Below are 13,397 nucleotides of genomic sequence, written 5' to 3' on the forward strand. Positions count from 1 at the left end.
TCCGAATCAAAAGTTGCCATAGTTTACCTGTAATCAACATGTCTGATAAGAGTGATAAGATCAGTGATTTCGCTTCTCTAAAGGAGCTTTTTAAGGATGTGACGCCGATTGAGCAGAATCGCGCTGATATTCAACGCCCCGTCAACAAACCCGATGAGGGATCGATTGAATATCGTCGACTGGCGGCCGCCGAAAAAGAGGAGCTTATCGTCGATGGGCTAAACTCTACTCATCACGAATTACTCAGTGCCGAAGAGAGCATTCTTTTTGCAGTACCCGGTGTTCAACTGAAGTTAATCAAACGGATGCAATCGGGTCACTTAGGTTGGGATGCTGGTCTTGATCTGCACGGATTTACCGTCGACCAAGCACGCAACGAGTTGCATCTGTTTATTAGGGATTGTCGTAAGCAGGGCCTCAAATCGATACTGATTGTTCATGGCAAATCCTATACTGACCCTAACAAACCTGCCCTTTTGAAGACTTACGTCAGCGAGTGGCTGCAACAGACAGAGGGCGTGCTAGCGTTCTGCTCTGCTCAGCCAAAAGATGGCGGAACCGGAGCACTCTACCTGCTTCTTAAATCGGATGAGCGTCATAAATCCAATCGGTAAACCTTTACCCAAGGGTGACATTGGCGTATGTTTGCCCGCTTAGTTGTTAACGGGCATAAATAGGCCCGAGAAAGGAATAGAGTCATGGAAAAAGCCTACGAAAACATCATTGAAGCGATTGGCGAAGATCTTAACCGCGAAGGTTTGTTAGATACGCCTAAACGCGCTGCAAAAGCGATGAAGTTTCTGACCAAAGGCTACGACCAGTCGCTTGAAGAGGTGGTTAACGGAGCGCTTTTCCCATCAGACAACTCTGAAATGGTGCTCGTGAAAAATATTGAGATCTACTCAATGTGTGAACACCACCTACTCCCTTTCATTGGCAAAGCCCACGTTGCATATATTCCACAGGGTAAAGTGATTGGTCTGTCGAAAATAGCGCGCATCGTAGACATGTACGCACGCCGTCTTCAGATCCAAGAGAACATGACCAAAGAGATTGCCGAAGCACTTCAAGAGGTGACCGGTGCTCTGGGTGTAGGCGTTGTGATTGAAGCGCAACACATGTGCATGATGATGCGCGGTGTCGAAAAGCAAAACGCGATGATGAAGACATCAATGATGCTGGGAAGCTTCCGATCTAATCCCGCAACACGTGCTGAATTCCTGTCACTGGTAAACTAGTCACCTCAGCTGTTTGGTGTCTGACTTCCAGTCTGACACCCAATCGGATCTTCTATTTAGCGATCACGACCACAGCAGATTGGTCGGCACCCAGCACACTGGGTGCTAATGCCCCTATTCCGTGTACTTCGAGTTGGCCAGTGGCTACGCCTGCCCTATCCAGGTAAGCCTTCACCTGTTCAACTAAGCGCATTGATTCCTGTTCAGCAATTCCTTGATCACTGCCCTGCTGATGACCGACCAATCGAATTGGCGAAAGATTTTGCTGCAGATGATCAGCTAACAGCTTAAGGGTTGGCTCTTCGATGTTGGGTAATTTAACCCAGCCACGTTCTTCTAGTAGCACCAACCAAGGCACCGCCTGTTCCGCTTCAGTGATCTGATCGAGGTGAAGATAAACACGTCGGTTACCCCGTCTTACCGCGTAAGCCGCAAGGTATTGATCATCCAGCTTAGCAGCAAAATAGCGTTGGTAGTCATCACGACCATAGAGGTCGGCATTATTAAATAGGTCATTCGCCCAGATATTACTGGTTCCGCAATCTCTACCATCACACTCAAACAGGATTTCACCTTTTTGGGTAATTACCTGATCACGAAGCACCTGCAGCAGTTCATGGGGATCAAATGATTTTGGCATCTCCCAGGTTGTACGCGTGAGTTGGCCCGACAGTTGCTGCTCTTTATCGATGCGAACATCTCGATTGATCTTAACGACAGCGCCTAAAGGAAAGCGATAATCTCGAACGGTTTGAGTGATCTGTTTATCGAGCTCAGCGGATGGGTCAATACTGATGCCATTGGGCAGAGGAGCAGCCCCATTCGCAAACGCCATGGAGGAGAATAGAAACAGGGGTAACAGTCGATGTAACACTAGCCTAATCATTCAACACACTCACTCAACCAAAAAACTCATTAAATGCCGCAGCCATCTGTGGCACGACCTCATCCTCTAAGTGTAGATGATGCCCACCCGGCATCCATCTAAATTCGATATTTTTTACGAAGGGTAAGCGTGCTTGGGTCAGCTCCTGGCTCAAACCTGACTGACCCGCAATCACCAAAACAGGTGACTCTATCTGAGCAAGAGTGCTGCGAACCTGATCTTCTGTTAAACGTACTGAAGAGCGCAATTTGAGTCTGGGATCCACTCGTATTCTGAGCTCTCCATTGGGCAGTTGTTCACTACTGCGCACCACTAAGCGCTCAGCCGCATCCACTGGCACAGGGAAGCGACCCGTTGCTCTTAACTTGGTCAGCAATGCTTTGGATTTAGCAGAAGCCTGTTTTTGAATCGACAAGTTATCCGTTATCGACTGGCTTAAATTCTCAGCAAATTGATCGGGGGCGTTTGTAAACGGAGCTAGGTTCTCTATCAAGCCAAGTGTTAACACCTGATCCGGAAATGTCCCGGCGTAGAGAGACGCCACACCAGCACCTAAAGAGTGAGCCAGTATTCGAATTGCCCCATCGGGTTGAAGTTGGCGCTTAACCGCATGAAGATCTTCTACATAACCCCAAACAGGATAGCCCGAATCCGCACTGCGCCAATCTGACTGACCATGCCCTGCCATATCGATAGCGACAACACGAAAACCCGCCAAGTGAGGCGCTAATTTGTAGTAACTCTCGGCATTATCTAGCCAACCGTGTAGTGCCAAAATCAACGGTTGGTCATCCTCACCCCACTGCAGTGCAGTAATGGTTCGACTGTGAACGGTAAACCTAATCTCTCTTGGATGAATCATGCTGTTTTCTATCAAATGTAAGCGGTAGGTTCAGGGGTAATGAGTAAACTGAGCAATGGAGCGACCCAGCCCCGCTGCAGGCAGATCACAATCGACCACCTCGATTTGAGCGGGCATAAACCCAACGCCAAAGCAACTTTCACCCTCAACGAGCGAGCTGAATAGACGACCCACCAAGGGCATGTGTGTCACTAATAGAACCCTGCTCTCATCGGGCAGAGATTGCAGATAGTTAAACACGGCTTCAGGCTCACCCTCAGGGGTAATCAGATCAAGAAGCAGAGCCTCCCGATTGGGCAGAAGGTTAGCTAATGTCTGCTGAGTACGCTGATAGGGGCTGACAAAGATGTGGGTCACTTCATCTAAGAAAGGTTGTAGACCTTCAGGGCGATTTTGCAGTGACGCCTCCCCATAAGGGGTTAAGCGACGTGATTCGTCCGGGAAGCCAGGGGCAGCCTCCGCATGACGCATCAATAGGATTCGCATGTTCAGGAACCCGACAGTGTAAACTCAACATCGGCACTGTGGGCACCTTCCATCATCTTACCGATGACCACTTTGACGGGCGCCTGATTAAAGACTACCTCGTAGAGGCCACGCACAAGAGGCATGTAGACATCTTGCTGCTCTGCGTGCTCGCTCACCAGTTTCAATGTATTGACACCCTCAGCGACCTCTCCCAGTTCAGCCACCGCTTGATCCAATGACTTACCCTGCCCCAACGCATAACCAACTCGGTAATTACGTGACAGAGGTGATAGACAGGTCACGACCAGATCTCCCACACCCGCTAAGCCAAGGAAGGTCAAAGGATTAGCACCCATGCTCACCGCAAGACGACTCATCTCTGCTAGAGAGCGCGTGATCAGCATGCTTTTAGTGTTTTCCCCCATACCCAATGCAGCACTCATGCCGGACGCAATGGCATAGATGTTCTTCAAGGTGCCACCGAGCTCCACACCGAAGGTATCAGCGCTGGCATAGACACGGAAATAGCTAGACTGAAGAAGCTCTTGAACCGTCTCTCGAAGATTCTCATCGTTACTGGCAATGACCGTAGCGGTCAGTTCACGCTTGGCGATCTCTTTGGCCAGGTTAGGGCCACTGATCACCCCAGATCGATGTGTTGGGCACTCCTGCTCCATGATTTGACTCATCAGACTGAAGCTAACGGCTTCAATGCCTTTGGTCGTGCTAACGATCAATTGTTCATCGTTGAGGTAGGGTTTAGCTTGATTCAGAACCGCTCGAAAGCCACTGCTTGGAATCGCAATAAAGACAACCTGAGCGTCTTTTAATGCGGACTCGATATCATCAGTCGCAACCAAGGAGTCGGCTAATGGGTAGTTGGGCACATAGCGATCGTTACAACGCTGCTGGTTAATATCATTAGCCAGTTCAGCTCGACGTACCCACAAGGAGGTCGGGATACCTTTTTCAGCCGTCATATTGGCGATGACGGTACCGAAACTCCCACCGCCTAACACGGCAACCTTAGTCACTGTCTGCATTACCTTTACCTAACTCAACCTAAGGAGTCTAAAATTCGTTCAACCAACTTGAACAGCATTCCAATCACATACCAAGAGATGATTGCTGCAACGAGAAAGAGGATCAGCTGAACCGGATCTCCACTATTGCTAAAGCCTAGCAAGCCAATCACTGCGAAGAACGCACTGACAATCATGGCCACTATTTTTTGAATACCCGCTAGGCCGTGACGATCACCACTCATTAACTGCGAGACTCCTTATCGTCGCTCTCTTCATTGATCTCTAAATCTAACTGCTCTTCGCTTGTCTCAGCAGCTGTTTCAAGGGGTAGCACATCAATCTCGCCAGCCGTCTCTTCTGATGAGACTTCCGTTAGGTCGACTGACTCATTTGCTAGAGGCTCTTCCGCCACTGGCGCGTCAACAACGGTTTCAGTTTCAGTCTCTGTCGCTTCCAATTCGGTCGACTCTGTTTCAACAGCCTCTTCCACTACAACACTGTTTGGATCAACCAGCAATTCAGCATCAGGGTGGATACAGTTCAATTTAACACCGGTCATCGACTCAATGTCTGGGATAAGGAACGAATCGTCTTCACAGGCAAAACAGATTGATTCACCGGTAGCGCCTGCACGGCCGGTTCGACCAATACGGTGAACATAGTCATCCGCATCTTCAGGAAGCTGATAGTTCACAACATGGCTCACACCATCAATGTGTATACCGCGACCAGCAACGTCGGTAGCCACTAGGACTTCGATCTTGCCACTGCGGAAACCCTCTAGGGTTTTGATGCGTTTGTTCTGTGGGATCTCACCCGACATCATGGCCGCTTTGACACCGTCTTTCTCTAGACGCTCTGCCAACTTACGCGTCTCATGACGACGGTTACAGAATACGATCGCTTTCTCGACGCCATTGATACGTAAGTAGTTACGCAGCAAGTTGTACTTCTCATCACTTGAGACAAGAAATACCGTTTGAGAAACGTTATCCGTAGTTTGATGCTCTGATTCGATCTCAATCGTGACCGGATCACGCGTCCACTGCGCCGCTAAACGCATAATCTCATCGGTGAAGGTTGCACTGTAGAGCAGTGTTTGACGCTCAGCGCCCTTACGCGGTGTTGAACGAATGATGGTACGCACATCGGGAATGAAGCCCATGCTCAACATACGATCAGCCTCATCCAGCACCAACACCTCTACGTTGTAGAGATCGATATCCTGATTTCTGACGAAGTCGATCAAGCGACCCGGTGTCGCGACCAAAATATCGACAGGCGCTTTGGCGAGTGCTGCACGCTGCACGTCATAATCCATGCCACCTACCAGCGAGACGATACTTAAACCAGTGTATTTACATAGGCCTTCTGCATCGGCTGCAATCTGCAGAGCCAACTCTCGTGTCGGTGCAATGATCAATGCACGGGGTTCACCCTTGCGCGGTTCAACATCCAACTTGAAGTCGAGAAGATCGGTAATGATCCCGATTAGAAAAGCTGCAGTTTTACCGGTACCGGTCTGAGCCTTACCAATGATGTCACGGCCTTGAAGTGCCGGCTTAATCGTTGCCGCTTGAATCGGTGTTGCGTACTCAAAGCCAAGCTCATGAATACCACGCATCAATGAGTCTGGCAGATAGAAATCGTGGAAACGATCCTTACCCTTTTGAGGCTCTACAACAAACTGATCAAGGCTCCACTCTTGCGAGCGACGAGGTTTGTCGTCACGGCTTTTGCGGGGACGACGACGCTGGGTGCGACGCCGCTTTTCATTTGAATCTTGATTACCTTGTTGCTGTTCAGGGTTGGTATCTGTAGTCAAAATCGGGATCTCTCAATCAATAGATCATTCAAAATGGCGCGCAAAAGGAGGAAGCGCATCGATCAACTGCTGTCCATAACGACGTGTCACGACACGCCTATCAAGTAAAACAACACGACCGGAATCATTCTCCGTACGCAGTAATCTGCCTGCCGCTTGAGTTAGTTTGATAGAGGCTGCGGGTACACTTATCTCCATGAAAGGGTTACCACCGCGGGCTTCTATCCACTCAGCCAAGGTCGCATCCACAGGATCATCTGGAACACTAAAAGGCAACTTGGTAATGATAACATCTTTTAGGTAGTGACCGGGTAGATCTACACCCTCTGCAAACGACGCCAAACCAAAAATAACACTGGGTTCGTCACGGTCGATTCTCGCTTTGTGCTCTATCAGCATCGCTTGCTTACTGAGTTCACCTTGAACCGTTAAACGCGACAGCAGTTTGGTATCCATTAACTCTTCGACTCGACGCATTTGGCGCCAAGAGGTAAACAGAACCAATACAGAGGTTAAATTGGGTAACTCTCGGTTAAGCCAATCAGCAACCTCTTCGGTATGAAGATCCGCTTTTGAAGGATCGAACTTCATTTTCGGGACATGCAAAACGGCCTTATTGGCGTAGTCAAAAGGACTAGGCATTCGCAGTGCTGGCGTATCCAAAGGGAGACCCAATTGAGTAAAGAGGGAATCAAACCGCCCAAGGGCCGTTAGCGTTGCTGAGGTTAAAACCGCACCGTAACACTGATCCCAGAGCAGATCTTGAAGATGGTTTTGAGCGGAGACAGGGGCGCTGTGAAGTTCAATATCGCGACCCGCTTCAGACTCATGACGAACCAACCACCTTGCAACTTTATCCTCTTCATTTTCAATATCTTGCGAAAAACTTCTACACAGCCACATCATCTTCTGGACACGGCTAAACTGGGTACTTAGCGGTGGCAACCAGCGCTCCCCTACACCCTTATCGAGTGCAGACTCTTCATCTTCCATCGCCCCTTTAAGGGCATTAATAATCTTCTCTAACTGAGGATCAACCTGTGATAAAAACTGAGCCAATTCACGTGTCAGGCTAGCCAAACTGTCGGGTACCCTGCCTTGCGGGTAGCGCAACCTGCGCTCATCCACCGGGAGTGGCAAAAACTGTTCAGAGACTAGATCGTCCAGACGCTGCAAATGCCCCTGAACCACATTGAGACTGGATTGAATACGACTGATTGGATCTTGCAAAACCAATGCAGAATCCGCTTCATCCAACAGCCCTTTTAACTGACGCTCCAGGGTTTTGAAGGCCTTTTCACTCGCTTTAACTCGCATAGAGAGCGCGAAGTGGTTAGTCGCCTTATCACCCAGATGATGCGCCTCATCAAATATGTAGATTGAATCGGCCGGTTCAGGAAGAATCGCACCACCGCCTAACGCCAAGTCAGCCAGTACAAGATCGTGGTTGACCACCAAGAGATCGGTTGTCTCAATATCGGCCCTAGCACGATAAAACGGACAGGCGTTGAAATGCGCACAGCGACGATTAGTACACTGCATATGGTCTGAGGTAAGCGGCATCCAGGTCTCATCATCCAGGTTGCGCTCTAGCTCATCACGATCACCCTTCCAACGACCACTGGCAAACTCATCCAACAGGCCGCTGTACTCTTTGATCTGTTCAGGCCCCAAAACTTGGGCCAACTCATCTTCAAACAGGGCTGACTGTGAAAGATCCTGCTGATTACTAAGAAGAGACTCTAATCGGCTAACACAGAGGTAGCGCCGACGCCCTTTAGCAATTTCGTACTTAAATTCAATACCGGCGTGCTCAGCCAACTCAGGAAGATCTTTTAATAAAAGCTGCTCCTGAAGCGCAACGGTAGCGGTCGAAATGATCAGCGTTTTACCTTTAGCCTGCGCTATTGGAAGTGCGGCCAGCAGGTAAGCAATGGTTTTACCGGTGCCCGTTCCAGCCTCTACGGCGACCAGATGATTTTCACCCAGACGCTGACCCGCATCGTCCGACAAGATACCACCCAACTGCCGTGCGACCGCTGCAATCATATGCTTTTGTGCATAACGAGCCTTTAAATCGCGAGCATTTAGAAATGCGCGATAAGCTGTCTGTATGGTGGTTTGGGTCTCTTTGTTAAGCACATCGCCTCCGAATTAGTTGGCCATCATACAAAAATACTGGATATACAAACAGAAAAAACTTGACGACATTTAAAATACTGTATAAAAATACAAATACTGAATAAACAGACAGTCATTTAAATTCCAATCAGTACTGTCATAGGGGGCGTTTATGAAGCTTACAAATCGTCAAGAAGAGGTGCTTGATTGCATCCGTCGCCATATTGATGAAACAGGATTTCCACCTACACGCGTCGATATTGCTCGCGATCTAGGGTTTAAATCTGCCAATGCAGCAGAGGAGCACCTAAAGGCCTTAGCACGTAAAGGGGCCATTGAGATGATCCCTGGCACCTCTCGCGGTATCCGTATCGTCGGTGAAGAGGAGGAGCAGGAGGGCCTAGCGATCATCGGTCAAGTTGCCGCAGGTGAACCCATCCTCGCAGAACAACACATCGATGATTACTGCACCATCAGTTCAGACTTCTTTCGCCCAAGAGCAGACTACCTACTCCGTGTCCGCGGCATGAGTATGAAAGACATCGGCATTATGGATGGTGATCTTTTAGCAGTTCACCAAACACGTGAAGCACGTGAGGGTCAGATAGTCGTTGCTCGTGTCGGTGAAGATGTCACGGTAAAACGATTCCACCGCGATGGTCACATGGTCTACTTGATAGCAGAGAACGAAGAGTTCGACCCGATTAAAGTTGATCTTCGTGAAGAGCAGTTAACCATCGAAGGCTTGGGTGTTGGCGTAATTCGTCAACAGAATGACTTTTAAAGGTAATCACCATGATTGCTTACAATCAATTTGCACAGAATGATGCGGGTCTTAAACCACTGGTTTTGACTGAGCTGGTTCAGCACACCTCAGAGGTAAATCTGAACACCATGCTTCTGCCGATGCTTGCCGCATTAAGTCAAAAAGAGAGCTGGCTGGTTATGTTAGAGCCGCCAAAATCTTTGACTAAGCAGGTGCTGGCGGATGCAGGTGTCGACCTCAAAAAAGTGTGGATACTTCGTCGTGATAAGCGCCATGGTTTAGACAAACTGGCTCAGCGCGCACTGCAAGCGGGAACCTGTCACACACTGATCTGCTGGCACAATGACCCTGCCGATGACGCGTTAGTCAGCCAACTGAAACGCACTCAGATCTCTAGCGAAACAGAGTGTCTATTGGTACGTAAAAAAATTTAGCCTCCCCCTTTGCTGCGTTGTAGCAAAGACCCCCATAGCCGCTCTTTGAGCGGCTTTTTTATTTAGCTTGAATCAGACCCTGAACCATCATAGGCTCAATAGAGGAGTACCACTTACAAGGAGAATAGTGTGGGATCGCACAAGCCAAATCAGCAGCCGTATCAGTTAACCGACTTCCCTATCCAAACATTTGATAAGATCCGTTATGCCGATACCGATCGTCAGGGCCACGTGAACAATGCCGCATTCAGTACCTACCTAGAGACAGGCCGTGTCGAATTTCTCTACGATCCAAAAGACCCACTGGCCAATGACAATTGCGAATTTGTCATTGCCAGTCTGCATTTGAACTTTCTAGGTGAGATCACCTGGCCAGGACGTCTGGATATTGGCACCGGTGTAACTCGGGTGGGTACCAGCTCATTTGGGCTCTACCAGGTGCTGTTCCAAGATGACGTCTGTGTCGCGACGGCAGAGACGACCATTGTTCAGATGGATGTGAGCAGTCGCAAATCAGCCCCACTTGCGGATGCGACAAGACACTATCTGAATGATCATCTCTTTGTGAAGGGTGTTGAAACAAAAGGAATGAACTGAGTTTACCACTCTTGCGCGTTAGAGCGATGCCTCAGGATCATCGCTCGTAACTGCTCATACCAACCCTGCAACTGAGTCTCAAGTTGCTCCTCAAGGCTCGCTTCTTTCGCTAAATCTATAATTGCTATGTCAGATTGGCTAGCGCTCTCTTGCGAGGGAGGTAGGGGTTTATGAATAGCTTTGATGGCACTGATCAACTTAGACAACCAACTACCGGAATCCTGACAGAGCAGCTCCATCTCATCCAACTCACTGGAATGGATTCCCTGTTGCTTAAAAGCCTTGCTCAATTCAGAGGGTGTCGACTGGGTCAGCAGGACACGCTCACGTTCAGCCAACTCATTAAGATAGGCTTTATAGGCGCTGTCTAAATGAAACAGCGCAGCCTCTTGCAGGCCACGAAGCTTCATACGATTGGTCGATTCACCGGTCAACTCAGTGTTGATACCCACCAGCGCATATTGTGCAAACGCGAGTGTTTGATTCACACGCTGGGAGTATAGGTCAGCCATTAACGCTTCTTAGCTTTGGCTGCTTCAATTTGCCACATACCATTGGTGAAGTAAGCTCTCCAACCAGTCGCCTTACCGTCAACTTCCGTCATAAGGTACTGCTCTTTGGTTTTGCGGCTGTAACGTATTTGAGCGGGGTTACCCTGCTCATCTTGCTGAGGCCCTTCCATTAAGAAGTGATATTTAGGGTCAATCGCATTTTTATGTGGAATCAACTCTTTGACCAGAGGTGCACGGGTCTCACGATTACGTGGGAATTGGCTTGCTGCCAGGAATAGACCACTGGCTCCATCACGCAGGATGTAGGTATCGTCAACCTTCTGACACTTAAGCTCCGGCATCGGAACTGGATCCATCTTAGGCGGAGCCACTTCACCATTCTTGAGCAGCTTACGTGTGTTTTTACACTCTGAGTTGGTACAACCAAAGAACTTACCGAAACGGCCCGTTTTAAGGTGCATCTCAGCGCTACACTTATCACACTCGACTACAGGGCCTTCATAGCCCTTGATACGGTAGTTACCCTCTTCGACCTCAAAGCCGTCACAATCTGGGTTGTTACCACAGATGTGTAACTTGCGCTTCTCATCGATCAAGTAGGAGTCCATAGAGGAGCCACATTTACCACAACGGTGCTTCTCTAGAAGCAGACGTGACTCTGCCTCATCGTCTGCATCCACTGCGACAACCTCATCACCAGGAATCAGGTTGATGGTCGTTTTACAACGCTCTTTAGGTGGCAAAGCATAACCAGAGCAACCCAAGAAGACGCCCGTCGTTGCCGTACGAATCATCATTGGGCGCTGACATGCTGGACAGCTGATATCGGTCTCGGTTGGATCATTGGCACGCATGCCACCATCCGCTGATTGAGCCGCTTCCAGTTCGCCTTCGAACTGTGTGTAGAAGTTGTTAAGAAGATCCTTCCAGTTGATGTCACCATCTGCCACATCATCCAGCTTCTCTTCCATACGCGCGGTAAAGCTGAAGTCCATAAGGTCTGGGAAACTTTCAGCCAGACGATCCGTAACGATATCGCCCATTTTTTGTGCATAGAAGCGACGGTTTTGAACTTCGACGTAACCACGATCTTGAATTGTCGAGATAATCGCTGCGTAGGTGGACGGACGACCAATACCGCGCTTCTCAAGCTCTTTAACCAAACTCGCTTCTGTGTAGCGCGGTGCCGGTTTCGTAAAGTGCTGGCTAGGGTCCAAGGCTTTAAGTTTTAGTGATTCACCCACCTGCATGTCAGGTAGGATCTGATCTTCATCCGATTTACCGCGGAAGTTCATCACACGGGTGTAACCGTCGAACTGCAAGACACGACCTTTAGTGGTCAGCTCATAGGCACCCGCTTTCACTGTGACACGGGTACTTAGGTAACGAGCGGGTGTCATTTGACAGGCTAGGAATTGGTTACGAATCAGGTCGTAGAGTCGAACTGCGTCGGCATCGACACCGTTCAATGAGTCAGAGGTAACATTGACATCCGATGGACGGATCGCCTCGTGCGCCTCTTGTGCGCCCTCTTTAGAGCTATAACGAATCGGCTGAGGTGGCAAGTATTCACCACCAAACTGAGAACCAATAAACTCTCGTGCCGCTTCAACCGCCTCGTTACTTAAGTTAGTCGAGTCGGTACGCATGTAGGTAATGTAACCCGCTTCATAGAGACGCTGAGCGAGCATCATGGTCTTCTTAACACCGAAACCTAAACGGGTGCTGGCGGCCTGCTGCAAGGTAGAGGTAATAAAGGGTGCAGAGGGCTTGCTGCTGGTTGGACGATCTTCACGATTAACGACCTCATAAGAGGCACTTTGCAGCGCTTTGACTGCCGCCATCGCCTGATCTTCATTGGTCGGTTTAAATGCCGCACCGGCCTGTTTAACGACCTCTAGACGAACCGCCTTATCACCTTGAGTCTGCGCATCCGCATGCAACTCCCAATACTCATCGGGAATAAAGGCACGAATTTCACGTTCACGCTCAACGACCAGACGTACCGCAACGGATTGAACACGACCCGCCGACAGACCACGAGCCACCTTCTCCCAAAGAAGTGGAGAGACCATATAACCAACAACGCGGTCAAGAAAACGGCGCGCTTGCTGCGCATTAACACGATTTAGGTCTAGATCGCTCGGTTTTTCGAACGCTTCATTGATCGCTTTCTTGGTAATCTCGTTAAAGACAACACGACGGTAGCGTGAATCATCACCGCCAATCGCTTCGCGAAGGTGCCATGCAATGGCCTCCCCTTCACGGTCCAAATCGGTTGCGAGATAGATCTGATCAGCGCTCTTAGCCAGTTTGCGCAGTTCATCAACGACCTTCTCTTTACCGGGAAGGATCTCATAATGAGCTGCCCAATCCTTGTTGGGATCAATCCCCATACGGGCAATAAGCTGCTCTTTCTGTTTGCGCTTTTTATGCTCAACCTTCTGCTCTGGCGAGAGTTTGCGTGTCAAAGCAGCCTGTTTAGCGCGCTCTTTAGGATCAGACTTCTGGGCACTACCACTGGTCGGCAGATCACGGATGTGACCAACGCTGGACTTAACCACGTACTGGTTACCAAGATACTTATTGATCGTCTTGGCCTTGGCTGGTGACTCCACAATTACCAGGGTTTTACCCATCTTTATCTACCTATTCAAAACTCT

13 protein-coding genes and 1 pseudogene are annotated in these 13,397 nt (G+C 49.3%); 5 read left to right on the plus strand and 9 right to left on the minus strand.

Annotated features, from left to right (window positions below; all coding sequences use genetic code 11):
• Positions 1-38: 38 nt before the first annotated feature.
• Together XMA127_RS04335 and folE are read left to right on the plus strand one after the other, a co-directional pair.
• Positions 39-614, plus strand: a complete 576-nt coding sequence (locus XMA127_RS04335; RefSeq protein WP_173480817.1) for a Smr/MutS family protein — start codon at positions 39-41, stop codon at positions 612-614.
• Between the two features lie 84 nt (positions 615-698).
• The gene (gene folE / locus XMA127_RS04340; RefSeq protein WP_173480816.1) at positions 699-1,238 is read left to right on the plus strand and encodes a GTP cyclohydrolase I FolE; all 540 of its coding nucleotides are present in this window, start codon (positions 699-701) and stop codon (positions 1,236-1,238) included.
• 52 nt (positions 1,239-1,290) lie between these two features.
• On the opposite strand, the gene XMA127_RS04345 is transcribed toward folE, so the two are convergent.
• From XMA127_RS04345 to dinG, 7 genes and pseudogenes are all read right to left on the minus strand, one after another.
• Positions 1,291-2,112 carry a DUF4892 domain-containing protein gene (locus tag XMA127_RS04345; protein ID WP_173480815.1) on the minus strand — a complete coding sequence of 274 codons (822 nt, stop codon included), beginning with the start codon at positions 2,110-2,112 and terminating at the stop codon, positions 1,291-1,293.
• Between the two features lie 25 nt (positions 2,113-2,137).
• A complete protein-coding gene (locus tag XMA127_RS04350) occupies positions 2,138-2,986 on the minus strand; it encodes an alpha/beta fold hydrolase (protein WP_173484479.1) in 849 nt (282 codons plus the stop codon).
• A 30-nt stretch (positions 2,987-3,016) separates the two neighbouring features.
• Positions 3,017-3,472 carry a histidine phosphatase family protein gene (locus XMA127_RS04355; RefSeq protein ID WP_173484478.1) on the minus strand — a complete coding sequence of 152 codons (456 nt, stop codon included), beginning with the start codon at positions 3,470-3,472 and terminating at the stop codon, positions 3,017-3,019.
• A 2-nt stretch (positions 3,473-3,474) separates the two neighbouring features.
• Positions 3,475-4,497, minus strand: a complete 1,023-nt coding sequence (locus XMA127_RS04360; protein WP_173482412.1) for an NAD(P)H-dependent glycerol-3-phosphate dehydrogenase — start codon at positions 4,495-4,497, stop codon at positions 3,475-3,477.
• A gap of 14 nt (positions 4,498-4,511) precedes the next feature.
• Positions 4,512-4,721 carry a hypothetical protein gene (locus XMA127_RS04365; protein ID WP_173482411.1) on the minus strand — a complete coding sequence of 70 codons (210 nt, stop codon included), beginning with the start codon at positions 4,719-4,721 and terminating at the stop codon, positions 4,512-4,514.
• A 269-nt stretch (positions 4,722-4,990) separates the two neighbouring features.
• Positions 4,991-6,304: pseudogene (locus tag XMA127_RS04370) on the minus strand (DEAD/DEAH box helicase); the annotation flags it as partial.
• 24 nt (positions 6,305-6,328) lie between these two features.
• The gene (gene dinG, locus XMA127_RS04375) at positions 6,329-8,446 is read right to left on the minus strand and encodes an ATP-dependent DNA helicase DinG (RefSeq protein WP_173482410.1); all 2,118 of its coding nucleotides are present in this window, start codon (positions 8,444-8,446) and stop codon (positions 6,329-6,331) included.
• A gap of 151 nt (positions 8,447-8,597) precedes the next feature.
• Here dinG and lexA point away from each other — a divergent pair, with 151 nt between their 5' ends.
• The 3 genes from lexA (at position 8,598) to XMA127_RS04390 (ending at position 10,222) form a co-directional block, all read left to right on the plus strand.
• The gene (gene lexA, locus XMA127_RS04380; protein WP_173480808.1) at positions 8,598-9,209 is read left to right on the plus strand and encodes a transcriptional repressor LexA; all 612 of its coding nucleotides are present in this window, start codon (positions 8,598-8,600) and stop codon (positions 9,207-9,209) included.
• An 11-nt stretch (positions 9,210-9,220) separates the two neighbouring features.
• On the plus strand, positions 9,221-9,625 hold the full coding sequence (locus XMA127_RS04385; RefSeq protein WP_173482409.1) for a SulA-like leucine-rich domain-containing protein: 405 nt from the start codon (positions 9,221-9,223) through the stop codon (positions 9,623-9,625).
• A gap of 129 nt (positions 9,626-9,754) precedes the next feature.
• On the plus strand, positions 9,755-10,222 hold the full coding sequence (locus XMA127_RS04390; protein ID WP_173482408.1) for a thioesterase family protein: 468 nt from the start codon (positions 9,755-9,757) through the stop codon (positions 10,220-10,222).
• Between the two features lie 2 nt (positions 10,223-10,224).
• Here the strand turns inward: XMA127_RS04390 and XMA127_RS04395 are convergent, their stop codons facing one another.
• Both XMA127_RS04395 and topA read right to left on the minus strand, forming a co-directional pair.
• Entirely contained in the window at positions 10,225-10,734 is a 510-nt protein-coding gene (locus XMA127_RS04395; RefSeq protein ID WP_173482407.1) for a DUF6586 family protein, read from the minus strand.
• Positions 10,734-13,373: a type I DNA topoisomerase gene (gene topA, locus XMA127_RS04400; RefSeq protein WP_173482406.1), complete on the minus strand. Its 2,640-nt coding sequence runs from the start codon at positions 13,371-13,373 to the stop codon at positions 10,734-10,736. The genes XMA127_RS04395 and topA overlap by 1 nt, the downstream gene beginning before the upstream one ends.
• Positions 13,374-13,397 lie beyond the last annotated feature (24 nt).

Origin of the sequence: Marinobacterium sp. xm-a-127, from assembly GCF_013283425.1 — a bacterium.
Taxonomy (GTDB): domain Bacteria; phylum Pseudomonadota; class Gammaproteobacteria; order Pseudomonadales; family Balneatricaceae; genus Marinobacterium_E.

Excerpts from the sequence above, each read along its gene's own strand:
- XMA127_RS04335 (WP_173480817.1), top strand. The coding sequence starts at position 39 with ATGTCTGATAAGAGTGATAAGATCAGTGATTTCGCTTCTCTAAAGGAG.
- folE (WP_173480816.1), top strand. The coding sequence starts at position 699 with ATGGAAAAAGCCTACGAAAACATCATTGAAGCGATTGGCGAAGATCTT.
- XMA127_RS04350 (WP_173484479.1), bottom strand. The coding sequence starts at position 2,986 with ATGATTCATCCAAGAGAGATTAGGTTTACCGTTCACAGTCGAACCATT.
- XMA127_RS04355 (WP_173484478.1), bottom strand. The coding sequence starts at position 3,472 with ATGCGAATCCTATTGATGCGTCATGCGGAGGCTGCCCCTGGCTTCCCG.
- XMA127_RS04360 (WP_173482412.1), bottom strand. The coding sequence starts at position 4,497 with ATGCAGACAGTGACTAAGGTTGCCGTGTTAGGCGGTGGGAGTTTCGGT.
- XMA127_RS04365 (WP_173482411.1), bottom strand. The coding sequence starts at position 4,721 with ATGAGTGGTGATCGTCACGGCCTAGCGGGTATTCAAAAAATAGTGGCC.
- lexA (WP_173480808.1), top strand. The coding sequence starts at position 8,598 with ATGAAGCTTACAAATCGTCAAGAAGAGGTGCTTGATTGCATCCGTCGC.
- XMA127_RS04385 (WP_173482409.1), top strand. The coding sequence starts at position 9,221 with ATGATTGCTTACAATCAATTTGCACAGAATGATGCGGGTCTTAAACCA.
- XMA127_RS04395 (WP_173482407.1), bottom strand. The coding sequence starts at position 10,734 with ATGGCTGACCTATACTCCCAGCGTGTGAATCAAACACTCGCGTTTGCA.
- topA (WP_173482406.1), bottom strand. The coding sequence starts at position 13,373 with ATGGGTAAAACCCTGGTAATTGTGGAGTCACCAGCCAAGGCCAAGACG.